The 24,674-nt window shown below is 37.4% G+C and carries 20 protein-coding genes and 1 riboswitch; of the genes, 3 read left to right on the forward strand and 17 right to left on the reverse strand.

Features of this window, described 5'->3' with window-relative positions:
• Positions 1 to 3: 3 nt before the first annotated feature.
• Together EO113_RS01500 and EO113_RS01505 are read right to left on the reverse strand one after the other, a co-directional pair.
• Positions 4 to 1,737, reverse strand: a complete 1,734-nt coding sequence (locus tag EO113_RS01500) for an ABC transporter ATP-binding protein (RefSeq protein WP_062402840.1) — start codon at positions 1,735 to 1,737, stop codon at positions 4 to 6.
• A complete protein-coding gene (locus tag EO113_RS01505; RefSeq protein WP_370466805.1) occupies positions 1,727 to 3,475 on the reverse strand; it encodes an ABC transporter ATP-binding protein in 1,749 nt (582 codons plus the stop codon). Before EO113_RS01505 ends, EO113_RS01500 begins: the two co-directional genes overlap by 11 nt.
• Before the next feature lie 112 nt (positions 3,476 to 3,587).
• Between EO113_RS01505 and tpx the strand changes: the two genes are divergently transcribed.
• Positions 3,588 to 4,103, forward strand: coding sequence for a thiol peroxidase (tpx, locus tag EO113_RS01510; RefSeq protein ID WP_127135337.1), 516 nt, complete (start codon positions 3,588 to 3,590; stop codon positions 4,101 to 4,103).
• 69 nt (positions 4,104 to 4,172) lie between these two features.
• The gene (locus EO113_RS01515) at positions 4,173 to 4,592 is read left to right on the forward strand and encodes a phosphate-starvation-inducible protein PsiE (protein WP_038144480.1); all 420 of its coding nucleotides are present in this window, start codon (positions 4,173 to 4,175) and stop codon (positions 4,590 to 4,592) included.
• A gap of 63 nt (positions 4,593 to 4,655) precedes the next feature.
• On the opposite strand, the gene EO113_RS01520 is transcribed toward EO113_RS01515, so the two are convergent.
• The 13 genes from EO113_RS01520 to EO113_RS01580 form a co-directional block, all read right to left on the reverse strand.
• Positions 4,656 to 6,551 (reverse strand): glutamine synthetase, encoded by a 1,896-nt coding sequence (locus tag EO113_RS01520; protein WP_127135338.1) that lies wholly within the window; start codon positions 6,549 to 6,551, stop codon positions 4,656 to 4,658.
• A gap of 119 nt (positions 6,552 to 6,670) precedes the next feature.
• The gene (locus EO113_RS01525; RefSeq protein ID WP_062402848.1) at positions 6,671 to 7,123 is read right to left on the reverse strand and encodes a GatB/YqeY domain-containing protein; all 453 of its coding nucleotides are present in this window, start codon (positions 7,121 to 7,123) and stop codon (positions 6,671 to 6,673) included.
• A 20-nt stretch (positions 7,124 to 7,143) separates the two neighbouring features.
• Complete coding sequence (gene rpsU, locus EO113_RS01530) at positions 7,144 to 7,323, reverse strand: 30S ribosomal protein S21 (protein ID WP_009353131.1); 180 nt, start codon at positions 7,321 to 7,323, stop codon at positions 7,144 to 7,146.
• A 124-nt stretch (positions 7,324 to 7,447) separates the two neighbouring features.
• Positions 7,448 to 9,604 carry a TonB-dependent siderophore receptor gene (locus tag EO113_RS01535; protein ID WP_127135339.1) on the reverse strand — a complete coding sequence of 719 codons (2,157 nt, stop codon included), beginning with the start codon at positions 9,602 to 9,604 and terminating at the stop codon, positions 7,448 to 7,450.
• Positions 9,605 to 9,622: 18 nt separating this feature from the next.
• Positions 9,623 to 10,573 carry an ABC transporter substrate-binding protein gene (locus tag EO113_RS01540; RefSeq protein ID WP_127135340.1) on the reverse strand — a complete coding sequence of 317 codons (951 nt, stop codon included), beginning with the start codon at positions 10,571 to 10,573 and terminating at the stop codon, positions 9,623 to 9,625.
• A 291-nt stretch (positions 10,574 to 10,864) separates the two neighbouring features.
• Complete coding sequence (locus tag EO113_RS01545) at positions 10,865 to 12,142, reverse strand: amidohydrolase (RefSeq protein ID WP_127135341.1); 1,278 nt, start codon at positions 12,140 to 12,142, stop codon at positions 10,865 to 10,867.
• A 9-nt stretch (positions 12,143 to 12,151) separates the two neighbouring features.
• The gene (gene mtnA / locus EO113_RS01550) at positions 12,152 to 13,204 is read right to left on the reverse strand and encodes an S-methyl-5-thioribose-1-phosphate isomerase (RefSeq protein ID WP_127135342.1); all 1,053 of its coding nucleotides are present in this window, start codon (positions 13,202 to 13,204) and stop codon (positions 12,152 to 12,154) included.
• A gap of 28 nt (positions 13,205 to 13,232) precedes the next feature.
• Positions 13,233 to 14,105 (reverse strand): Hsp33 family molecular chaperone HslO, encoded by an 873-nt coding sequence (hslO, locus tag EO113_RS01555; RefSeq protein WP_127135343.1) that lies wholly within the window; start codon positions 14,103 to 14,105, stop codon positions 13,233 to 13,235.
• Positions 14,106 to 14,119: 14 nt separating this feature from the next.
• Positions 14,120 to 14,584, reverse strand: a complete 465-nt coding sequence (gene ribE, locus EO113_RS01560; protein ID WP_127010404.1) for a 6,7-dimethyl-8-ribityllumazine synthase — start codon at positions 14,582 to 14,584, stop codon at positions 14,120 to 14,122.
• A gap of 70 nt (positions 14,585 to 14,654) precedes the next feature.
• On the reverse strand, positions 14,655 to 15,851 hold the full coding sequence (locus EO113_RS01565; RefSeq protein ID WP_127135344.1) for a bifunctional 3,4-dihydroxy-2-butanone-4-phosphate synthase/GTP cyclohydrolase II: 1,197 nt from the start codon (positions 15,849 to 15,851) through the stop codon (positions 14,655 to 14,657).
• A gap of 14 nt (positions 15,852 to 15,865) precedes the next feature.
• The gene (locus EO113_RS01570) at positions 15,866 to 16,519 is read right to left on the reverse strand and encodes a riboflavin synthase (RefSeq protein ID WP_127060754.1); all 654 of its coding nucleotides are present in this window, start codon (positions 16,517 to 16,519) and stop codon (positions 15,866 to 15,868) included.
• Positions 16,500 to 17,630 (reverse strand): bifunctional diaminohydroxyphosphoribosylaminopyrimidine deaminase/5-amino-6-(5-phosphoribosylamino)uracil reductase RibD, encoded by a 1,131-nt coding sequence (ribD, locus tag EO113_RS01575; protein ID WP_062403453.1) that lies wholly within the window; start codon positions 17,628 to 17,630, stop codon positions 16,500 to 16,502. Before ribD ends, EO113_RS01570 begins: the two co-directional genes overlap by 20 nt.
• A gap of 95 nt (positions 17,631 to 17,725) precedes the next feature.
• Positions 17,726 to 17,856, reverse strand: a riboswitch (FMN riboswitch).
• A 133-nt stretch (positions 17,857 to 17,989) separates the two neighbouring features.
• Positions 17,990 to 20,806 carry an FAD-binding and (Fe-S)-binding domain-containing protein gene (locus tag EO113_RS01580; RefSeq protein WP_127135346.1) on the reverse strand — a complete coding sequence of 939 codons (2,817 nt, stop codon included), beginning with the start codon at positions 20,804 to 20,806 and terminating at the stop codon, positions 17,990 to 17,992.
• A 225-nt stretch (positions 20,807 to 21,031) separates the two neighbouring features.
• Between EO113_RS01580 and EO113_RS01585 the strand changes: the two genes are divergently transcribed.
• Complete coding sequence (locus EO113_RS01585) at positions 21,032 to 21,526, forward strand: S-adenosylmethionine decarboxylase family protein (protein WP_164726292.1); 495 nt, start codon at positions 21,032 to 21,034, stop codon at positions 21,524 to 21,526.
• Positions 21,527 to 21,667: 141 nt separating this feature from the next.
• On the opposite strand, the gene EO113_RS01590 is transcribed toward EO113_RS01585, so the two are convergent.
• Entirely contained in the window at positions 21,668 to 22,147 is a 480-nt protein-coding gene (locus EO113_RS01590) for a dCMP deaminase family protein (protein WP_009354146.1), read from the reverse strand.
• Between the two features lie 12 nt (positions 22,148 to 22,159).
• The gene (gene leuS / locus EO113_RS01595; protein WP_127135348.1) at positions 22,160 to 24,628 is read right to left on the reverse strand and encodes a leucine--tRNA ligase; all 2,469 of its coding nucleotides are present in this window, start codon (positions 24,626 to 24,628) and stop codon (positions 22,160 to 22,162) included.
• Positions 24,629 to 24,674 lie beyond the last annotated feature (46 nt).

Consider the following 24,674-nt stretch of genomic DNA (forward strand, 5'->3'; position numbering starts at 1 on the left):
TCTTTATGCATTCCATAATTGATAAAACAAACCTTTTTGACCTAGCACTTTCTCTAAGGTACCTTGTTCTACAATTTCACCATCGGATATGACAATAATTTTTGTAGCATCACGTAACGTTGACAAACGATGTGCTATGGCAATCATCGTTTTATCACCTTTCATATCTGCAATAGATTGTTGCAATAATTCTTCTGTGTGACTATCTATATTGGAAGTAGCCTCATCAAATACTAATAATGATTTATTCTGTACCAAGGTTCTAGCCAAAGACAATAATTGGCGTTGCCCCTGTGAAAGTAAAGATCCTAAATATCCCACAGGTGTTTGATATCCCTCTTCCAAACGCTGTACAGAGCTATCTAAATGAGCCCGTTTAGCAGCTTCTTTTATCATTTCTTCTGTAATAGAACTATCAAACAAAGAAATATTCTCTTCAATAGAACCTTTAAACAAATGGGAGTCTTGGAATACATAGCCCATTGATTGGCGTATGATCCTTGCGTCTAATGAGCTCAAATCATGTCCATTTATACGAATACATCCTTTCGTAGGCTGTTCAAAACCAAGTAATAATTGCATCATCGTGGACTTACCCCCACCGGATGGACCTGCTATTCCTAAGAATTCCCCCTCCTGTAAGGACCAATTAATATCTTTCAATACGTAATTTTCTGTTCCATCATAAGAAAAATAGACATGATCAAACTCGATAGAATGAATAGAAGAAAATTCTTTTGGTATCACAATATTCTTTTGTACCTGCTTAGTTTCACTTTCCAACATAGGTAAAATACGTTCTGCTCCTGCTAAGGCAGACTGTAAATTACCATATTTTTCAGCAATTTCTTTGATAGGTTCAAAAATCCGATTAATATATTGTAAAAATGCAAAAACAGTGCCTGCCTCCGTAATAGAATCAAAATATCCAGTCACAGTAAAAATAGCAATAAGAGCTACAAAAAATAATCCATCTACAATTGGCCTAAAAATAGCAAATGTTTTTACCTCAAATAGGCCTGCCTCTAGAAACTCTCGACTTACCTTATCGTAGCTTTTTTCCATGATAATTTCACCTACATAGGTCTTAATCATCAAAATAGCATTTAACATTTCTTGTACGGATGCATTGGATGCAGCTACTTTACTACGAACGCCTCTGAAAGCTTTTCTAGCATACTTACGATAGATAAAAATAACCCCAGCAAATACAGGCACTAATAGTAATACTATGGTAGCCAATGTAGTGTCTATAAAGAACATAAACGCTAAAATACCAATAATCTGAAAGATACTACTACTTATTTTTACGAGCACCTCTGTATATAAAGTGCGAATCGACTCTGTATCATTGGTAACTCTTGTCACTAAATTTCCTACAGGATACGCCGTAAACTCTCTAGGACTCATAGTTAATATATTTTCAAAAATTTTATTTCTAATATCATAGATGATACGTTGTCCAAAACTTTGCAAAGCATAGTTCTCAACACCTAATGCAATCATTCCAAACAAAATTAATCCAATATAGGCGACTGCATAATTCGTTATGAGTCCCATATCTTTAGTTGCCACGCCTACATCGATAAATTCTTTCATAATAACTGGTCGTACTAATTGCACTCCTAGCACTAGAAGTAACATAGAAACACCAAGACACATATAGGACATATACGGTTTTATAAATGTGCACAAATGTAATAGCACATGATAATCTGTTTTTTGTTTAGTTCTCATGGCTATCTCCTCGCTTTTGCAACATCACCAACTGATGATACATACCTTTTTGTTGTAATAATTCTGAATGCGTACCAGATTCAACGATATGACCTTCATGGAACACATAAATACAATCTGCACCTTCTAAGGCCTCTAAGCGCTGTGAAATGCATATAATAGTTTGTTCTGTATTAGATCGCAATGTGTCTAAGATATGACATAAACTATGAGCATCTAACGCAGAGAAAGCATCATCTAAAAGCAAGTAGGGAGCATCTTTAAAGAATGCACGAGCCAAAGAAATTCGTTGTCGTTGTCCTCCAGATACATCGGTACCACCTTCTTCTAAGTGATCATACTTACGATTCCCTTCAATACGTTCCTCTAAATCTCTAAATAACCCCGCCCGTTGAGCAGCTTCTTCAATAGTCATTGACAAATCTTTTCCATTGATATAACCAAATTGAATATTCTCTCTAATGGATACACTTAGTAAAGAAGGCGTGGATGATGCATAGGCGATACTATGACGTAATGTACTAAGCGGAATATCTTGAATATCGGTAGAACCAAAATAGATACTATGTTTAGGGGCATGCTGAATATCCAATAATAATTTAAATAAAGTAGACTTTCCCGATCCCGGCCCACCAACGATACCAATAAAAGCTCCTTTTGGAATATGCATAGATACATCTTTTAAAATTGGTTCCTTGCTAGTAGCATAGGCGAAGTTTAACCCTTCTATATGTATATCTTCTAGTGGTAAGTGCCCTACTTGTTCTTGAATTTCTTCCTGAGGAAGTTCAAAGAACTCTTCCATTCGTTCCAAGGAGGCCAAGCCTTTTTGCAATACAGATGTTAAAGAGCCAATCGCCATGATTGGTCCTATAACAAGCATGACATACCCATTAAGTGCCACAAATTCGCCTACTGTTAGTTCTCCATTGATGATAGCTTGACCACACACATACATATTAAGTGCATAGCAAACAAAGGGTGCCATATACGTTAATGGAGTCAGTAAGGAATCAATTCGCACCACATCTAGATTATTTTCATAGTTCTTTTCATTCACTTTTATAAACCGTTTCCAGCTTGTATACTCCTTGTTGAATGCACGAATGACTGCCATACCTAAAAATAACTCTTGAGCATATTCTGTCACATCACTGTAGGAACTTTGTGCTTTCTTTTGACGACTTCGTAAATGTTTTGAAAGCTTCAACATGCCATACACAATAAATGGCATCGGCAATATAGTCACCATTGCTAACCAGAGGGACATCTTTTGAACAAGGATACAAAACGCAATGACCCCAAAGAATAAGGCATCTACAAATAACATAACCCCTAATCCCAGAGACACACGTAGAGAGGTTACATCATTTGTCATCAAAGCCATAACTTTTCCTGGACCATGTTCATCATAATAAGATGTAGGAATGCGTAAGGCATGTCGAAATAACTCTCGACGTAAATAAAACTCAAAATTACGGATAGAACCTAGAAGCATATGACGAGAGATAAATTTTAACACAGTAATAACAATACCTAATACGATAAACCACCATACATACTGCCAGATTCCATCTTTGCCAACATATAATGTATTGATAGCTTCCCCCATCCAAGAAGGAACCAGTAAGAATAGCCCATTTATAGTAAGTAGTAATATGATTCCAATAATATATTTATACGAATGATCTTTGAAAAAGTATCGGAATAAATGAAAACCTTTCATAAGTACCCCCATTCTATGATAATTTCGATTTTTTTCGATAAAGTTTATTTACTAATTTTATTGTACCATGTTATAATGTCATTATACAAAAGATAATATTCCGTATTTTAAGGAGGAACATACAATGGAAAAACGTACAGGTGTAGTAACATTTGCAGGTAACCCAATCGCTTTATTAGGTAATGAAGTAAAAGTAGGTGATAAAGCTCCTGCATTCACACTATTAGACAATGGCTTAGGTGAAAAAACATTAGCTGATTATGCTGGTAAAGTTAAAGTTATTTCTGTAGTACCATCTTTGGATACTGGCGTATGTGATGCGCAAACTCGTTGGTTTAATCAAAACGTTTCTAAATTAGGTGAAAACGTTGTTGTATTGACAGTATCCGTAGACTTACCATTCGCTCAAAAACGTTGGTGTGGTGCTGCTGGTATCGACCAAGTTGAAACTTTATCTGACCACCGCGATCTTTCTTTCGGCGAAAATTATGGTTTCATTCTTGAAGGCTTACGCTTATTATCTCGTGGTATCGTTGTCATCGACAAAGACGACGTAATTCGTTATGTAGAATACGTACCAGAGGTAACTTCTGCTGTAAACTTTGATTCAGCTGAAGCGGCTACTAAAGCGTTAGTATAATTGTTACTTACAAAGTATATAAGGGTGCAGTGATTCGTCACTCCACCCTTTTTTATTGGAAAGGTCCAAATGAATTATTTTTTGCAACAAATATCTACATTTTTTCAGTGGGTTCTAAACTTCACTCTATTCTCTATCGGCATTGTATTAACCGTAGCTGTTTTGAATACAGCATTTCATATTGTAACGCTCATACCAGGTTTATTCACAACCGAAGTGGCATATATTACATTTTTAGAAGAAATTATTAATTTCTTTCTATTTTTTGAATTCTTATCCTTAGTGGTAAAATATTTTAAAAACAACTTCCACTTCCCTCTTCGTTACTTTATCTACATCGGCATTACTGCCATCATTCGACTGATCATCGTATCTCATGAATCTGCTATAGATTTATTTCTTTGGTCTTCTGCTATCTTGGCCTTAGTCATCAGTTTAGTATTAGTCGTTCGATATGGTAAAGAGCCTAATACTGGCGAAAGATTATAGATTATCATAGTAAAAGGACTGAACACAATGTTGTGGTCAGTCCTTTTTTATACTAAGTACCTATTATAGAATATTACGAGTATACTCTGTATACAACGCTTCTAATTCAAGCACTTTTTCATTCATTTCAACTTGTAATGTAGACGCTATATCATAATCACCTTTTGCTAATGCATCAGTGATGCGCGTAAATAAAGATTTGCTATCTACACTATCTTTTGCCAAGTATAAACGCAATGTATTGACTTTATTCCAGTTCGCACTATCAAATGCATCTGCAGAGTCATGAACTGCTTGTAAAGAACGCACTAATTGAATATTAGCTGGCACAATGCGGTTTGCTAGTTCCAATGTCCAACGTTTTAAAATACCCGCCATAAAGGAATCCATTAAATCTTGTTCAAAAGCACCACCCAATGTTAAAGATGCTACTTTTTCTGGATTGTTTGTATAGCCTTGGATATTTTCCCATACCGTAGCAGGGGCTTTACCAAATTTACGATCACGCTCTTCTGCGGTGAAATCATCAAATACGTCAACTTCTGAGCGATATTCACGGGATGTTTCTAGATAATCAGCTGCTTCCCCTTCTTTTTTTGATAATTCAGCTAAAATCGCTTCTGGTGCCTTACCAGATGTGATGACATATTTCATGCCATCGAAAGCAGATAAATAAATCAATGCTAATGCAGTATATGTATTCGTATATGGGTTTGGTGAACGCAATTCAAAACGAGTTGCCATCGGTGTATCCACATCGCGAATCAAGCCACAAAGGATCGTACGATTACGACTTGGCAATGCAGGATCTGTACCCAAGGATGTTACGATACATACAGGTGCTTCAAAGCCTGGTTTTAAGCGGTTCAAGGAGTCTGTTGTGGAGGAAATAAATGGGTTGATAGCTTCGTAGTGTTTTAATAGACCCATAATAGCACCATATGCCAATGGGCTAGCATGTTCTTTGCGTAAATCCGCTGGGGAGAACAAATTGTGGACTTTGCCATTTTTCATTTTCACCATTACACCAAAATGTGTATGCTCCCCAGAACCTGCTACACCGATGATTGGTTTCGCGTTAAAAGTAACATCTAAACCATTTTCACGGAACACTTCACGAACAATGATACGGGCTTGTAATTCATTATCTGCTGTTTGCAATGGATTATTTGTATATTTCCAGTCAATTTCTAATTGTTCTAATACCCAGTCCACATTACCTTCATCGTCAAGTTTGGCTTTTACCCCGCCTACTTCTTTATGGCCCATTTCTGCATGTAAACCATATTTATCCAATAAGGATACTGCTTTTTCTAATGCTGTACGTACGGAACCATGAGTACGTTGCCAGTATTGCTCTTGTAGTTTTTGAGATACGGATAACGCTTTTGCATCTACATTTCTGGACGGTGTTTTCACCCAAAATTCCAATTCTGTAGCAGAAGTGAAAATAACATCTGCAATTTCATTAGCATCAATAAATTCCATACCTTTTACTTGATTAGTTTGTAATAATTTCATTAATTCTTCTTTTACGTACTCACAACTACGTTTTAAGATAGAACGAGAATCTACATAGCGATCACAGTGTTTTAAGAATGCTGGAATACGAAGTGTACCAGTTGGTTTGCCTGTTTTTTCATCAATATGTTCATAGTTATAGTCTACAAACCAATTCACACTTGGATCGCCCCACATATCTACACGGGCATTGTTCAATGTTGCAATATTAGTTAATACAACAGAGGAACCATCTGTTTGTACCGCACGACCTTCAAAAAAAGATTCATAATCATCAAAGAATTGCTCCATTGGAATTTTTTCATCTGTATCATTACCTGCAAGATCAACCCCTACTAAAGATACAAAACGAATTTCTGGATGTTGTTCTAGTAAGGCAAGAACACCTTCTTTACCATATTGGCCCGCTGGAATGTAGTATAATAATTCTTTGCTCATGATAAACCTCCTCATAATAAACAAAAAGACTCTAAGAAACTATGTTTCTTAGAGTCCTCATTGACTTAGTATTATATTATGCGATTATAGTAACATAATCAAATAAGTCTGTCAACTCATTAGTTGACTTTCGCAAGTTCTTCTTTGACAATGGCATTGACTAACTTGCCATCTGCACAGCCCTTAGTCTTTGGCATTACCAATGGCATAAGGTCACCCATCTTAATCGGTGCAGTTAGGGTGGAAATCGCTTCTACCACAATGTGACGAATTTCTTCCTCACTTAATTGGGCAGGCAAATATTTTGCTAATACTTCCATCTCAGCTTTTACTTGAGCAATCAAGTCATCACGATGACCCTTCTCAAACTCAGCTAAAGAATCTTGACGAATTTTCATTTCCTTCGCTAATATAGCGATAATATCTGAATCTTCTAATTCAATTTTCTTATCGATTTCTGTATTTTTTATGGCGCTATTTACCATGCGAATGACTGAAAGAGCAACCTTACCCGCTTCGCGAGCTTTCATAGCTTCTTTCATATCTGTTTTAAGCTGATCTTTTAAGGACATGTTGTACCTCCAAGATTGACTTACGCTTTGAATTTGCGTTTTCTTGCTGCTTCAGATTTTTTCTTTCTTTTTACGCTTGGTTTTTCGTAATGTTCGCGTTTGCGTACTTCAGATAAAACACCTGCTTTTTGGCAGGAGCGTTTAAAACGACGAAGTGCACTTTCAAGCGATTCATTTTTACCGACTTTAATTTCTGACATCTATATCCCCCCCTCCAAAACGTATAATGGAAGTGCAGGTAATTTATATACGCACATACAGATATTATAAGCAGTTGACATACATTTGTCAAGTCTAGTCCCCTATAGTTTCTAGGATTTTATCTTACAATTTCATTTCCATGCCAACACGGAACATGCGACCATCAATATATAAATCATGTACTTCACGGTTTAATAAGTTATCAATTCCTACATAGGCAGATAATCCATTATTCCATTTTTTATTGACACTAAAGTTTAACGTATTAAAAGAGTATTCATTATAACTATTAGCACCGCGATTTCGCGCTTCTTCAAAACCATATTTATGTGTAAAGCTATTCCACAACACAGCACTATAGCCATTGGACTTATGGTCATCATAGATCAACTGTAAAGTGCTCACAGACCGTGGACGATTGCTTAAACGTTCATTGGTGCTCATATCCTTAGCATCCACTAAATTATAAGTACCTTTTACCATGAATCGATTTGTGAATTTGTGACCTATGCTTAGTTCCATACCTTGAATTTTTGCTTTCCCTATATTGTAATATTGATGACGTTGTGCCACACCAGGTACATCAGATTCTATCTGTTTAGTATCTATTAGATTGCTTACTTGTGTATGATAATACGATGCTTTTCCAAATGTTTTACCACGTTCTGCTTCTAAAGCTATATCAAACGACGTAGACGTTTCAGGCTTTAAATTTGGATTTCCTATAATATTCAATACACCCATAGGTGTCGTATGGAACATATTTAAGTACAATTCTGAAATACTTGGAGCTTTATATCCTTTTCCAAAGTTAAATTTCACCCGTGTATGTATATCAAATTCATAGACTACTCCCAATTTTGGTGTAATATTATGCCCAAATTGACTGTTGTTTTCATACCGAATTGCCGATGTTAATGAAAGTTTTAGAATCGGTCGCCATAAATCTTCTACAAATGTGGCCCAAGAATCATAATGAAACTTTTTACTTTGCTTCATTTTGTGGACATCCAATCCGCCTAGGCGAGTGCCTTCATAGATAACACGTCGGTACTCTCCGCCAAACATTACATCATGATGATCTCCTACATACATTGTGTCCTTTCCTTCGAGAACAATGTTTTTGTATGTAGCAGTATCATTATCAGTAGCCGGATACAAAGATTGGTAATCAAACTTCAATGGTGTTGGTGGTTTTGGTGGTTTGCTTGGCATCATTACATTAATAACACCCTCAGGTAGGGTCCGATCATCTATCATTAAATAGGATTTATCTAATTGACTATAATAAGTTCCTATTTCATAATTATTTCTATTTGTTCTACCACTGTAGGTAATACCTGTTTGTATACTCTTATTGTTAAAATATTCTGTTTTATTTAAATTGACAGGTACCATTCTTGAATCTGCCGCAAAGACCATTCCACTTTTGTGAAATACAGTAGCATATTTATCAGCATTATCAGTGTGTAGCTTTTCTTTAAAATAACTGAAATCTACTTTAATTGTATTTAGGTTAGGATTTTTAAAATCATACATAACACTACTATTATAGGATTGTTTTTGACCATACATGATACGACGATATCCTTCTGTATAGCCTGTTAACTGTTTTGTTCTCGTATTGAAAGTCTTTTCTGACATATGTCGATTGATAGGCCGTTCTTTCGTCACATTCATATTGAAGCTTGCATTCCAACGACCTTGGTTTCCACTGCTCAATGCATAATATGCTTGTTCGTGCTTAGTACCACTAGATACACCCAAAGATTGTAACATATCGGTAGTATCGGTAGGCTGCTTCGTAATAATATTAATGATACCACCCATAGCATCTGATCCATATAAAGCAGAAGAAGGTCCACGAACAATTTCAATGCGATTCACTTGGTCTAAATTAATGCGGCGCAGCGTGTATACATTTGTCGTATTAGATGCGTCTTCACCGGCTAAACGACGGCCGTTTACGAGCACAAGAGAGTGGCGTGATTCCATACCACGAATCATCACCTGATTACCAGTCATACCTGCTTCTGATAAATTAATATTTTCCACCAATTGTAGAGCACTTTCTACCGTATCTGCTCCTAAACGTTTCATATCATCTTGCGTAATTAATTGTACAGCTGCAGAACTATTCCTAATAGTTTCTGCTTGTTTCGAAGCCGTAACAACCGCCATATAATTATCACTTGCCTCCATTGCATGTGTCACATATATAGGCGCTAATAAAGTGCTGAAAATAGCTCCGCATAAGGATGCTTTTAAAAGTGTATTCATGACATAACCTCCTAAAAATTATTCATATAATGCTTTGTACATTAATTCGAGAGTTTGAGTAATCCGTGTACCAGGATTTAATGCGAACAAACCACCTGGAACATAGTGAATCTGATCTGTTTTCACCGCTTGCACATGTTGCCACGCTGGGTTTGATTGCATTTCTTTCACAAAGGACTCTTTGATCGATGGATCAGGATACATGACCACAAAAATAATACGTTCAGGATTCTGCTCTTGAATGAACTCTAAACTTAATGGTACATAAGGAGCATCCCCTCCTATATACTTACCAATATTATTAGCCCCTAAACTATCTAATAATTTACCGCTAAAAGAACGGTCAGTACTTACATTCAGATTACCTGGCGTTCCTAGTAATAACAAGGTTTTAGGGTGTGGTTTATCTTTGATTTTTACTTTATACATTGTAAATGCTTGTTCTATTTTCTGTATTTCTTTTTTACTTATTTCTTCATGGTTTGTTAGCTCACCGAATAGTTGCAAGGATCGATTGACATCTTCAAAGGAATCTAAATCATTAATATACAAAGGAATGTTCGCCGATGTTAAAGCCTCCCGAAGTTTTATATGATTTGCTATATTCATACCAATCACCAAATCTGGATGTAGACTAATAATCTTTTCTACATCAGGATTGTATGTGTTCCCTACAGAGGGAATGTCTTTTACCTTTTCTTGTAACTCTCCTGTCAAAGAGGCAGCATCCATACGCCCCACAATAGTTCCTTCAACGGCCAAATACATATCAATATTGGCTGTATTTAAGATGACAACCCGTTTGGGATGACTTGGCATAGTCACAGAAGTTCCCGTCTTGTCAATTTCCGTTCTTGTTGATGTCTCTTGAGTCACTGCTGTTGGCGTATCAGCAGTCCAAGAGCACCCTGATAGCACCATCAAACCACATAGAACAGAGGCACAAGCTACTGCATTCCACAATCGCATTAGTTTCCTCCTAATAAAAAAATCCACTTTCCCTAAGGAAAATGGAACTTATCCGAATACTATATATTGAGCACTTGCTCACTTGTTACTTAAATTTACAAATTGTTAAATCAATTATTTTTATAATATAATAGTTGATAATTTTTGTCAATTAAAAGCGAGGCCATAAAGACCTCGCTTATATAGGTTATACCTATTAAACTTTCATATTATTAGAACCCTACTATGACCCATGATCACAGCATAGGAATTATATATAACTACTATGCCGGGATACACTGATGGATAGCATTACCCTTGAAAGATCGCCTGCGCTTGTTGTATTTCATAACGCAACTTTTCTTCATCAATGGTGAGAAGTTCTTTATCTTTCATCACTACTTTACCACCTACTAATACAGTATTAGCATCGGAAGAGTTAGCGGCATAGACTAAAGAGGCTACATCATTATACCGTGGTTGCCAGTGCAATCCAGATGTATCGTAGAGAACAATATCTGCCCGGTATCCTGCATCTAATACACCAAGATCATCATAATCTAATGCTTTGGCACCCATGACTGTACCAAGCTCCCAAGCCGTTTGAGCAGGTATTGCCAATGGATCGTATAAACGAGCTTTATGTAGCATAGCTGCTAAACGCACTTCTTCTAGCATATCTGCATTATTGTTACTAGCAGAACCATCTGTACCTAAGCCTACCACAATTCCTTTAGCAAGCATTTCTGGCACCGGTGCAATACCACTGGCTAACTTCAAATTAGACTGTGGATTATGAGCTACACGAACAGATTTTTCTTTCATTATGTCCATATCTTCATCAGTAACATGCACGCAATGGGCTGCCAAACAACCTAAATCAAATAAACCTAAGTCATTCATATGTGCAATAGGAGTTTTACCAGTAGCTTTTATAACATTTTCCACTTCCCCTTTTGTTTCACTTAAATGCATATGAATTTGAGCGCCTAAATCATGGCCTAATTGCACCACTTTTTCCAAATATCCGTCTGGACAAGTGTATGGTGCATGAGGTCCCAACATCACTTTAATTTGCTGCTGATTATATCCATGATAGTTAAGGAATAATTCTCTACTTTCTACTAAAGCTTGTTCTGCCGTAGGTGCCACACCAGCCATACCACGAGATAAAACGGCACGAATACCTGTTTCTTTCACAGCCTCAGCCGTCTGATCCATAAAGAAATACATATCACTAAAACAAGTAGTACCAGAACGGAACATTTCTGCAATACCTAATTGAGTACCCCAATAGACTAAGTGATTATTCAATTTAGCTTCTGCTGGCCAGATCGCAGTTTGCAACCAATCCATTAACTCTAAATCATCTGCGTAGTTACGCAATAAGCCCATAGCAATATGAGTATGCGTGTTTACCATTCCTGGGGCTGCTAGCATACCTTTACCATCAATCACTTCTTTAGCTTGAGGTGCAGCATCATTAGAAACAAATTCTTTAATGTATCCATTTTCAATGACAATAGCAATATCTCTTGCAATTGATTTTTCTTGTAACACATCTACATGTGTGATAACAACGTCAACCATGTTCAACTCCTATTTCCTTTTCTTTTCTTGTAAATTGCGAATACTTTCGTTAAACGGAGGTCGTAACACACCTTCTTCTGTGATAATAGCGGTCACTAAATCATGAGGTGTTACATCAAAAGCCGGATTCAATACTTCAATGCCTTGCGGTGCCGAAGGAACGCCTTGAAATTGCAGTATCTCTTGAGGATTACGCATTTCAATAGGAATATCCTTACCACTTGCCATAGAGAAATCGAATGTACTATACGGAGCGGCTACATAAAATGGAATATTATGATGTTTGGCTAATACGGCAACACTATATGTGCCAATCTTATTGGCCACATCACCTTCTAAAGTAATACGGTCAGCCCCCACAATCACTGCATCAATAAGACCTTGTTGCATAGCATAACCAGCCATATTATCTGTTTGTAATGTCACAGGAATACCATCTTCATGAAGTTCAAAAGCAGTTAGTCGAGACCCCTGCAATAACGGTCTTGTTTCATCTGCATACACACGATCCAATTTACCTTGTGCATGGACTTCTCGAATCACTCCTAATGCGGTGCCTATACCTGCTGTAGCCAAAGCTCCTGCATTACAATGTGTCAAAATACGATATGTTTCTTTATCTTGGAATAATGTAGCTCCATGTTTTGCCATGCTTTCATTTAAGGCAACATCTTCAGTATCAATAGCGATAGCTTCTTTTACAAGAACCGCATCTAACTCGCCAATATCGCCTGTGAAAGTATCTACAATACGCAATACTCGATCAATAGCCCACATTAAATTAACAGCTGTCGGTCTAGTTTGGCGTAAGGTTTCCGCAAAAGCTCTAAATTCAGACAAAATCTCTGCACTAGCCCCACCACGATGATAGCTCTCACGGAAGGCAAGAATTAATCCATAGGCGGCTGATACACCAATAGCAGGGGCCCCGCGCACACGAAGCATTTTAATGGCTTCAGACACTTGACGCCAGTCAGTACAACGTACATATTCCACAGATGCAGGTAATTTCGTTTGATCTAAGATAATAACTTCTGATCCATTCCATTCAATACTTTTCATACTGGTCCCTCCATAGAAACAAGTAGCATTAATGTATTTCTTCGATTAATAAGGTTTGCATGTCTTCCTTAGAAAAGCGATATTTTTCATTACAGTAGTGACAAGTTAATTCTGTCACTTCATCTTGGGCTAATTCTTGTTTATCATGCATTGGCAAACTTGCTAATCGATCAAAAAATCGTTCTCGACTACAAGGACATGCAAAATGAATACGCTCACTATAGACTTCTTGGACAGTAAATCCATCCAAAATGCGTTCCATCAAGTGTTCCGCATTAGGATTTGCTTTCAAATAATTAGTCACAGGTCCAATGGTTTTCAAATTTGCTTCAATTTTATCAAATGCATCATTTGTCACATCTGGTAAAGCTTGTACTAAAAAGCCACCTGCCACAATAGTATGATAATCTGGATCTACTAATACACCAAGACTTAATACAGATCCTACTTGTTCAGACATAGCTAGATAATAAGCTAAATCTTCTGCCACTTCACCTGTTTGAATAGGGCTTTGGGAAGTATAATTTTGACGAAGTTTAGTAAACCGAGTCACTTGAACCTCTCCATTATGCCCTACAGCAGCCCCTACATCAAGCTTTCCTTCTCGCAATAGAGGTACATCTACATGCGGATGGTCCACATATCCTCGTACAGTGTTATTACTGAATGCATCCACATGAACAATGCCCAAAGGTCCATCACCACGCAATCGGATACTTACATTTTCATCATTTTTAAAATCACTAGCCATTAGCATAGCCCCAGTCATAGTACGACCTAACGCAGCTGTTGCTACCGGCCACAAATCATGGCGAACTCTCGCCTCTTCTACAGTATCAGTAGTTACGGCAATGGATAGTCGCAACCCTTCCGCTGTTGTATAACGTTTAATAAAATCCACGGATATCCTTCTTTCTACATAGATTCCAATAGATTGATCATTTCGATAGCACCCATAGCGCAATCAAATCCTTTATTACCGGCTTTTGTACCAGCACGTTCGATAGCTTGTTCAATGTTTTCCGTTGTGACTACACCGAACATAACAGGGACACCGGATTCTAAGGATACATGAGCAATCCCTTTTGCCACTTCGTTACATACATAATCGTAATGCGTTGTAGCACCACGGATGACAGCGCCTAAGCAGATAACAGCATCATACTTACCAGATTTTGCCGCTTTTTGTGCAATCAATGGAATTTCAAAAGCACCTGGTACCCAAATAGTAGTAATGTCACTATCTTGCACGTCATGACGCAACAAGGCATCTTTCGCCCCGCTGATCAATTTAGATGTGATGAACTCATTAAAACGAGAGCCGATAATAGCAAATTTCTTACCTGTACCTATTAATTTACCTTCTTGAATCATTGTCATTCTCCTCTATTTTTATCAGACATATTCAGACCTGAGCGAGCTAATTGCTAGTTGCTAGTTTCATACTTTTTTACAACATATGGCGCATTTTTTCTTTTTTTGTATTCAAATATTTTGCATTAATGCTATTGGCTTTAATCACAATAGGAACACGTTTAGATACTGTAATGCCCCAACGTTCTAAATCTTCTTTCTTTTCTGGATTATTCGTCAACAGCTTAACACTCTTCACGTCTAATTCGCGCAACATTTGTGCCGCTAAGGAATATTCACGCATATCTGGTGGGAATCCTAGTTTCACATTGGCTTCCACTGTATCGTACCCTTGATCTTGTAGTGTATAGGCTTTAATTTTATTCGTTAATCCAATGCCACGCCCTTCTTGGCGCATGTAGATAACGATGCCTTCGCCTTGCTCTTCAATAGAGCGCAATGCATTTTCCAATTGTTCCCCACAGTCACAGCGATGAGAACCAAATACATCTCCTGTTAAGCACTCAGAATGAATACGCATCAACACATCAGATTTTCCACGTACATCACCTTTTACAATCATAAGATGTTCTTTATGATCTACTTCATTTTTAAACACAATGATGCGGAAATCACCGAACTTTGTAGGTAGTTTTGTTTCTGCTGCAATGCTTACTAATCTATCGTGTCGCTTTCTGTATTCCACTAAAGCTTCTACAGAAGCAATCTTTAAATTATGTTTTTTACTGAAAGCCAATAAATCATCCATACGTGACATATAGCCTTCATCATTGGTAATTTCACAAATTGCTGCCGCAGGATATAATCCAGCTAGTTTACAAAGGTCAATAGATGCTTCTGTATGGCCCTGGCGTACTAATACTCCACCTTCTTTGTAACGCAACGGAAATACGTGTCCAGGACGTCTAAAATCTTCTGGTTTTGCATTTGGATCAATGAGTTTTTGCATCGTTACAGCACGTTCTTCTGGAGAAATACCTGTGGTCGTATCCACATGGTCTACTGATACAGTAAACGCTGTTTCATGATTATCCGTATTTTTTTCTACCATTTGATGGATACCAAGACGAATCAAGTCTTTTTCCAACATAGGCGTGCATAGCAAACCTCTAGCCTCTTTGATAATAAAGTTAATGCTTTCACGAGTAGCAAATTCAGCAGCCAAAACTAAATCACCTTCGTTTTCACGACTTTCATCATCTACAATAATCACAGGCTTTCCTGCTTTTAAGTCTTCAATTACTTCTTCAATAGAGTTTAATGTATAGGACATAAATATCATCCTTTCTATAAAAAGCCGTTACGCACTAAAGTATCCATCGTCACTGTACTAGTATTAGTAGACTCCAGATGAGTTTCTTTCATAAAATGCTCAATATAACGGCCAAAAATATCTGTTTCTAAATTCACTGTAGTACCAATAGTAGCATATTGCAAAATAGTGTTTCCAATCGTATGAGGTATAATAGAAATTTCAAACCAACCAGTTCCCACCTTGGAAACAGTCAAGCTAGCTCCATCCACAGTGATAGACCCTTTGTATATAACATAGTGTAGAATAGCATCATCGGCAGCAATACGAAACACAATGGAATTACCTACATGATCTTTACCGATAATCTTGCCTTGACCGTCCACATGCCCTGCCACTACGTGGCCACCGAAACGACCGTTGGCAGCCATAGCTCGTTCTAAATTTACCTTACTTCCTGCTGAAAGATTTATTAATGATGTCATTTTAACTGACTCTGGCATCACATCTGCTGTAAATCTTTGGGCTCCTATGGTAGTAGCTGTTAAGCATACACCATTGACCGCTACGGAATCACCAATTTTTAAATCATCGAAAATGATAGTTCCTGCAATTTCAAGGGTAAGTGAGCTTTGGGAACGTTTTACACTCTGTATGGTCCCTATTTCTTCAATGATCCCCGTAAACATAAACGCCTTCTCTTCCTCTTCGATAACTAATTATTTTCATATTATCACCAACAGCCATCACTTCATCAATATCTAGCTGTACTGCTTCATCTAAACTAGAAAAGCCTAAACCACCCACAGCTGGTGTAGCTCCAATACCTCCAATAATACGATTCCCAATATAGGTTACCAATTTATCAAAAGATTTAGTTTCTACAAAACTAGCCACCACTTGGCTTCCACCTTCAATGAGTAAACTCATACATTGACGAGCACCTAGTTCTTCTAAAATAAAGGAAATGTCTAAACCTCTTTCATTGGATGGCGTCACAATAACTTCTGCTCCCTTATCACTGAAAGCTCCCATTTGTTCTAGCCCACACTCTTCGCCAACAAATATTGTTATATTGCGATTAGGTACTGTCCAAATGGTTGCATCTAGTGGAGTTCTACCTTGAGAGTCTAGAATGTATAAATGCGGTTGATTTTCTACGGTTTCTTGTGGAAGACGACAACTTAGTAATGGGTCATCCGCTATAATCGTACCTACCCCTACTAACATAGCATCTACTTCTTTACGAATACGATGACCATCGAGCCTTGCTTCTTCGTTGGTAATCCATTTTGATTCACCACTGGCAGTAGCAATCTTTCCATCTATGGACATGGCAGATTTTAAAATCACGAAAGGCTTACCCGTTTTAATGTATGTAATAAATGCTTCATTCATTTCCACACATTGTCGTTCCAAAACGCCAATCTCCACTTCTATGCCCGCTTCTTGTAGCATAGCTAGGCCTTTACCCGCTACTAATGGATTAGGGTCAATCATACCAATGACAACCCTAGAGATACCTGCAGCTATTACGCGCTTAGCACATGGCGGTGTTTTTCCATAATGTGAGCACGGTTCTAGTGTCACATATAAGGTAGCTCCTCTAGCATCCATACCAGCTTGATGTAATGCATACACCTCTGCATGAGGCTCGCCGGCTTTTTGATGATATCCTTCACCAATGATGCGCCCATCTTTTACAATGATAGCTCCTACCATTGGATTTGGAGATGTACATCCTCTTGCTTTTTCTGCTAATTCAATCGCTTTTGCCATATATTTTTCATCAGTTGTCATATGTGTCATGGCTCACCTCTACACAAAAAAGGGACTATATACATAGTCCCTTTAGCATTCCAAATATTTGATAACATACACAATAGCTATCAATATACTGTCTTTTCCCATCCAGACTTTACTGTCGGTTCCGGAATATCACCGGATCTGCTCTCAAGAGCTTGCGGACTATTATACCGCCGGTCAGGAATTGAGGTTCCCCTCGCACCTTGCCTCAAAGACTTCTTTATTTGATTTTAGTTCTTATCTTTATAAGATGACTTTATTGTATCATAAATTGCTTACTATAGCAATGTAATAAGAAAAACAGCCCTAAAGGGGCTGCTTTTCTTTTCATGTTGTATGAATGTATTACACAGTTATTTAGAACATGCATCTAATAGGTAAGCAATACCGATGAATGGAATACCTGCACGTTCGCCTAAGCCGATTTCACATGTGGAGCTAGAGCTTACTCCTAATGTAGCCCCGTACTCTTTCACTTCATCTCCTAAATCCCGTGTAGCGGAATGGTTCAATTCTGGTGTAAAGAAACCTTTTTGCCCTGCGAAACCACAGCATGCAAAGGATTTAATATTGAATACTTCATCAGTACATGCACGTGCAAGCAGTTCAATGTATTTTTCTTTGCCAGCTTTTTTGATTTTACATTGTTTGTGAACAATAACACGCTCTTTACACTTCACAATATCTAATTTAGGAACAATATGTGTGTATAAGAACTCAGATACATCAAGGATTGTTACAGATTTAATATGTTTGAAAGCATGGGAGAAACATGCAGAATGGTCAATCACAACTGGATATACACCACCACAGCTTGCTTCTAATAAAGCATTTTCTAAATCGCGTAATGCACGTTTATCAATGTCTTCATAGTTTTCAAAGCTCAAACCACAACATAAGTTTTCAATATGACGTGGATAAATGACATTATAACCTGCTTTTTTACATAAGTTTTCCATCACTTGTTGCAAGCTACGAGTGTCTTTTTGACCTTGATTTGGTTTAAATGCACGATTTGCACAAGTACTGAAATACACAACATTATCATTGCCTACTGTATTACGTTGATTTTTCAAGGTATGACGGTTAGCTTTTGGCAATGTAGTTGGAGCATATGGTGTCACTCCTGTTAGTTCGTGAGCCCCTTTTGTAATTTTAGAGATTAACTTATTAGTAATCACTTTACCTGCTGCACCACCTAATGTAACACCCATGCGGGCTGCTGCTAAGGTAGCTGGGAAATTATCATAAATCGCTTCTGCAATACCATGACCTTTTGCTGTCACTTTACGAACAGATAAGGCGATTTGTGCTGTATCAATGCCTAATGGACATAGCATGGAGCACATAGAACATGCTGCGCATGTATCTACACCATAGTATTGATAACCTTCAGATAATGCATCTGCTTCTGCATGTTTACCTTCTTGACGAAGACGTGTTTCTTCACGTACCAAGGAAATACGTTGACGTGGTGTTAATGTTAAGTTTTTAGATGGACAGTTCTTCTCGCAGAAACCACATTCAATACACATATTGAACAATGGATCAATAGCCGCCATCGCTTTCAAGTTCTTTTTATATACATCTGGATCATCTGTAATGATAACATCTGGATTGATTAAGTAATTAGGATCAAATAATTCTTTGATACGACGGTTAACTTGGTAAGCTTTCACACCCCACTCTAACTCAACGAATGGCGCTACCATACGACCTGTACCATGCTCTGCTTTAATACTACCTTCTACAGCGGCTACTTGTTCTGCCATTTCTTTCACAAGTCCACTAAAATTATCACGTTCTCTTGGATCATTCAAGTCTGGAGTAATGATAAAATGAACATTGCCACTTAAAGCATGGCCAAAGATAATACCATTATCCATAAAATCATATTTGCGGAATAACTCTGTAATGATACCGATACCTTTGACAAAGTCCTCAATTTTAAAACATACATCTTCTGTGATTACCGTAGAACCAGATTTGCGTTGTCCTGCTGCAATTGGCAACAACCCTTTACGAATATACCACCAAGAATTGTATTCTTCCGGATTCGTAGAGTATAAGCTAGGAATGATAGTTGGAATATCTTTTAATTGTTCTTTAATATATTCCACTTGTTCTGCTAATTCTTGCTCATTATTACTTTCAGATTGGAGTAGAATACAGCTAGTACCCTCTGGTACTCCACGTACAAAGTCCGGTACTTGTTCTAACTTTTGTACACTCTTAAGACTGAGGTAATCCATCATTTCCGCAGATACTACATATTGACGTCCCATATTCGCTAAGGTTACAACTGCGCGAGACGCATCGGATAGCTCTTTATAGAACACAAGACCACAAGCCTTGAATTTCTTATCTTCTACTGTATTATATACCACTTCTGATACGAACCCTAAGGTACCTTCAGAACCAATAAAAATATGATTTAAAATATCTACAATATCTTCAAAGTCAACTAAGGTATTAATGGAATAGCCTGTAGTGTTTTTAATTTTAAATTTACGTTGGATTAATTCTACTAATTCAGGATCATCAAAAATCCATTGACGAAGGTCTAATAAGCCTTTCACAAGGTCAGCACGAGAGGTCATGAAAGCTTGTACACTAGCTGGATCGCTAGTATCTAAAATTGTACCATCCACTAATACGACCCGTACAGATTTCACCGTTTGATAAGAGTTTTCTACAGTACCGCAGCACATACCTGAAGAGTTATTATTGAAAATCCCCCCTACTAAAGCACTTGCAATAGTAGCTGGATCTGGGCCAATTTTGCGTCCATAAGGAGCTAACTTTTCATTCGCATCGGCCCCAATAACGCCACAATCGCAACGTAATGCTTTGCCTCCGTCTAATACTTCCATTCGTTTAAAGCCATCATTAGCCACCACTAATACATGTTCACTAGAGCATTGTCCAGATAAAGATGTACCTGCTGCTCTAAAAGTCACTGGTGTACCATATTGATTTGCTAAAGCTAAAATACGAATCACTTCTGATTCATTATTAACTTTCACCACTACTTGTGGTACATACGAATAACAAGAAGCATCTACACCATAAGCATAGCGGTGTAAAAAATCTGTAAATACTCGATCAGGGCATACAGCCTGTGCTTCCGTAGAAAAAGAAGCAAAATCGTAACGTAACGGTGCTTTCATAATAGGACCTCCTAGCATTACTATATGTAGTATGATTTATAAATTTGAACGACTCGTTCAAAGGGGCATAGCTCTCTATGTCTTACCTATAGCTTACCATAGGAGTAGAGTTTCGTAAATTCTATAATTAATTTTTATAATCATAACTATTACAAAAAAGTATAACAAATTTACAAAATCAAAAATATTTTATATAATAGATTGTGAATGAAAGTAGGTGAAAACATGCACGTTTTAGGTGAACACGTTTTAATTGATTTATATTCATGTATTGATGAAAAAATAGAATCTCCTGCTGTCTTACAAGATGCTATTGTAAATGCCTTAGCAATTACAAATCAATGTGTTGAGGAAATCGATTGCCAAATTTTAGAAGATGAAATCTTCTTGGTAGCCGTATCCCATCACTGCCATGTAATTCTTCATGCATATCCACAATTAGGCTATGTAGCAGCAGATGTATATACATTTGAAAAATCTGTAGAACCAAAAATAATTATGAAAGAATTACAACGATCTGTGGGTTCTGAAAAAGTAAAGGCTACTAGCATCCGTCGTGGTGACTTCGGTAACGAAAGAGACATGAAGCCTCGTAAACAGTCTTCTCTAACTGCTATGGGTAGAGTCACGCGAACTCGTACACGGTTGACAAAAACTGGCAAAAATATTACTTCTAAAAGTGTAAAAGCCATCAAAAAAGTAATGGGTAACAACAAATAAATATCGAACATACAAACGGCTAGCCCTTAATGGGAACTAGCCGTTATTTTGTTCGATATTATACTGTTCCAACATAAAAGGCTGAACTTAGGAATATATCCTCAAGTTCAGCCTTATTATATACAGATGTAGCCTTTACAATTATAGTTGTAAAGATAATTGTCTACCACTTGGTTCATAAGCCGTAATAGTTACTCCGGCAGTTTGAAACAATCGTTTTGATGCTTGCACTTCTCGTGTATCTTTGTAATCATCGCGCCAATAGATAACTTCTTTAATACCACTTTGAATGATGGCTTTTGCACATTCATTACAAGGAAATAAAGTGACATATATTTTACTTCCTTCTAGTGAACCACCACGATAATTTAAAATCGCATTCAGTTCACTATGAACGATATAAAAATATTTATTATCTTCTTCTCGATTACGATTCCAAGAGAAATCATCATCATCACAACCTAAGGGCATACCATTATAACCGATAGATAAAATTTTATTATCATCGCTCACAATACAAGCCCCTACTTGTGTATTGGGATCTTTGGAGCGTTGCCCTGCTAACATAGCAACACCCATAAAATATTCATCCCAGCTAATATAGTCCTTACGTTTTTCCATAGGAACCTCGTTTTATTTGACTACAATATTAATTAATTTTTTAGGCACTACAATCACTTTCACAACAGTTTTACCCTCTGTAAACTCTTGTACACGTGGTAATGCTTTCGCAGCTGCTTCTAATTCTTCTTTAGATAATGAAACAGATACTGTCAATTTATCACGTACTTTACCATTCACTTGAACTGCCACTTCTACCTCATCTACCACTAGAGCAGATTCTTCATAAGTCGGCCAAGATGCAGCATGCACGGAGCCTTCAAATCCACATTCATGCCAGATTTCTTCAGTAATATGTGGTACAAATGGTGCTAGCAATAATGTTAATTTTTCAACTAGTTCTTTTGCTAAATCACTTTGCACAGATTCATGGCTATCTTTAAATTGGTACATAGCATTTACCAACTCCATAACAGTACTGATGGCAGTGTTAAAATTGAATTTACCATCTAAGTCTTCTGTTACTTTTTTGATAGCACGATGTAATTCACGGCGTAATGCTGTTTCATCTTTGGATAAACTATCATGATGTCCAGACGCACCTAATTGTTGGTATGTATCGATAATACGCCATACACGACCTAAGAAACGATAGGAACCTTCTACCCCTTGGTCGCTCCAGTCCAAATCACGATCCACTGGTGCTGCGAATAAGATGAATAAACGAGCTGTATCTGCACCGTATTTGGCAATGATTTCTTCTGGAGATACTACATTGCCTTTAGATTTAGACATTTTAGAACCTTCTTTTAATACCATGCCTTGTGTTAATAAGGCTTTAAAAGGCTCATCCACTTCTACTAAACCGATATCATGTAGTACTTTCACAAAGAAACGTGCATATAATAAGTGCAAGATCGCATGTTCAATACCGCCAATATATTGGTCTACATTCATCCAGTATTTCGCAATTTCTTTGTTAAACACTTCTTTGTCATTACGAGCATCTGTATAGCGTAAGAAATACCAAGAAGAATCGATAAATGTATCCATGGTATCGATTTCACGTCGAGCAGGACCACCACAGCAAGGGCATGTTGTGTTTAGGAAGTTTTCAGATGTGGCTAATGGAGAGATAGCACCGCCGTCAAAGGATACATCTTCTGGAAGTTTTACAGGCAATTGATCCTCTGGCACTAATTGTTCTCCACATTTTTCACAGTATACAACTGGAATAGGGCAACCCCAATAGCGTTGACGAGAAATCAACCAGTCACGAAGACGGAAGTTTACAGTTTTACGACCTGTACCTTGTTCAGTGAAGTAATCACCTAATGCTTGACGCGCTTCTTCAGAAGTCTTGCCATTAAAGTCGCCGGAGTTCACCAATATACCATCTTCAGTGAATGCTGTATCTAAGGAAGCAAAATCCAAATCTTGTGCTGTATTTTGGATGACCCAATTCACAGGTAAATTATATTTTTTCGCAAACGCATAGTCTCTTTCATCATGAGCTGGAACACCCATAACAGCGCCTGTACCATAGTCTGCTAGTACATAGTTAGCAATCCAAATTGGCACTTCTTTACCTGTTATAGGGTGTGTCGCATAAGAGCCTGTGAACATACCTACTTTTTCTGCTTCTGTAGAAGTACGCTCAATATCACTTTGGTTACGCAATGTTTCAATGAACGCCTCTAGCTCTACTTTATTAGAAGCATCCTGAATCAATTCTTTTACATATGGATGTTCTGGAGCTAATACTACATAAGATACGCCAAATAAAGTATCTACACGAGTAGTATAGACTTCAAAGGATTTATCAATTTTAGGCACATAAAAAGCAAATTGTGTACCTTCACTGCGACCGATCCAGTTACGTTGCATCGCTTTTACACGGTCAGGCCATTGGTCCAATGTATCTAAATCATCTAGCAAACGATCTGCATAGTCTGTAATTTTAAAGAACCATTGTTTTAAGTCTTTTTTCACTACATCATTATCACAGCGCCAGCATTTGCCATCAATAACTTGTTCGTTAGCTAATACTGTATGGTCATGTTCACACCAGTTTACTTTTGCTTCTTTTTTATAGGCCAAGCCTTTTTTATAAAATTGTTGAAATATCCATTGTGTCCAACGATAGTAATCTTCTTTACAAGTCGCAACTTCACGGCCCCAATCATAGGATAAACCCAACTCTTTTTGCTGACGTGTCATGTTGGCAATATTATCTAATGTCCAATCTTTAGGAGATACACCATTTTTAATAGCTGCATTTTCCGCAGGCATACCAAATGCATCCCAGCCCATCGGATGTAATACATTAAATCCACGCATTTTTTTGAAACGTGCCACTACATCACCAATCGAATAGTTACGCACATGTCCCATATGTAAGTTACCAGATGGGTATGGGAACATTTCTAACACATAATATTTTTCTTTACTTGGGTCATACTCTGTTTTAAATACCCCAGATTCTTCCCAATATGTTTGCCATTTTTTTTCAATGTCTTGTGCCACGTATTTTTCGTACATGCTATGCCTCCTCAATTGTATGTATTAATACTCCTAAGTATACTCC

It is taken from the genome of Veillonella sp. 3913 (assembly GCF_003992235.1).
Lineage (GTDB): Bacteria > Bacillota > Negativicutes > Veillonellales > Veillonellaceae > F0422.

What these genes read in the sequence shown, in the direction of transcription:
- EO113_RS01500 (WP_062402840.1), bottom strand. Translation starts at nt 1,737, where the DNA reads ATGAGAACTAAACAAAAAACAGATTATCATGTGCTATTACATTTGTGC.
- EO113_RS01505 (WP_370466805.1), bottom strand. Translation starts at nt 3,475, where the DNA reads ATGGGGGTACTTATGAAAGGTTTTCATTTATTCCGATACTTTTTCAAA.
- tpx (WP_127135337.1), top strand. Translation starts at nt 3,588, where the DNA reads ATGGAAAAACGTACAGGTGTAGTAACATTTGCAGGTAACCCAATCGCT.
- EO113_RS01515 (WP_038144480.1), top strand. Translation starts at nt 4,173, where the DNA reads ATGAATTATTTTTTGCAACAAATATCTACATTTTTTCAGTGGGTTCTA.
- EO113_RS01520 (WP_127135338.1), bottom strand. Translation starts at nt 6,551, where the DNA reads ATGAGCAAAGAATTATTATACTACATTCCAGCGGGCCAATATGGTAAA.
- EO113_RS01525 (WP_062402848.1), bottom strand. Translation starts at nt 7,123, where the DNA reads ATGTCCTTAAAAGATCAGCTTAAAACAGATATGAAAGAAGCTATGAAA.
- rpsU (WP_009353131.1), bottom strand. Translation starts at nt 7,323, where the DNA reads ATGTCAGAAATTAAAGTCGGTAAAAATGAATCGCTTGAAAGTGCACTT.
- EO113_RS01535 (WP_127135339.1), bottom strand. Translation starts at nt 9,604, where the DNA reads ATGAATACACTTTTAAAAGCATCCTTATGCGGAGCTATTTTCAGCACT.
- EO113_RS01540 (WP_127135340.1), bottom strand. Translation starts at nt 10,573, where the DNA reads ATGCGATTGTGGAATGCAGTAGCTTGTGCCTCTGTTCTATGTGGTTTG.
- EO113_RS01545 (WP_127135341.1), bottom strand. Translation starts at nt 12,142, where the DNA reads ATGGTTGACGTTGTTATCACACATGTAGATGTGTTACAAGAAAAATCA.
- mtnA (WP_127135342.1), bottom strand. Translation starts at nt 13,204, where the DNA reads ATGAAAAGTATTGAATGGAATGGATCAGAAGTTATTATCTTAGATCAA.
- ribE (WP_127010404.1), bottom strand. Translation starts at nt 14,584, where the DNA reads ATGACAATGATTCAAGAAGGTAAATTAATAGGTACAGGTAAGAAATTT.
- EO113_RS01565 (WP_127135344.1), bottom strand. Translation starts at nt 15,851, where the DNA reads ATGTCCTATACATTAAACTCTATTGAAGAAGTAATTGAAGACTTAAAA.
- EO113_RS01570 (WP_127060754.1), bottom strand. Translation starts at nt 16,519, where the DNA reads ATGTTTACGGGGATCATTGAAGAAATAGGGACCATACAGAGTGTAAAA.
- ribD (WP_062403453.1), bottom strand. Translation starts at nt 17,630, where the DNA reads ATGACAACTGATGAAAAATATATGGCAAAAGCGATTGAATTAGCAGAA.
- EO113_RS01580 (WP_127135346.1), bottom strand. Translation starts at nt 20,806, where the DNA reads ATGAAAGCACCGTTACGTTACGATTTTGCTTCTTTTTCTACGGAAGCA.
- EO113_RS01585 (WP_164726292.1), top strand. Translation starts at nt 21,032, where the DNA reads ATGCACGTTTTAGGTGAACACGTTTTAATTGATTTATATTCATGTATT.
- EO113_RS01590 (WP_009354146.1), bottom strand. Translation starts at nt 22,147, where the DNA reads ATGGAAAAACGTAAGGACTATATTAGCTGGGATGAATATTTTATGGGT.
- leuS (WP_127135348.1), bottom strand. Translation starts at nt 24,628, where the DNA reads ATGTACGAAAAATACGTGGCACAAGACATTGAAAAAAAATGGCAAACA.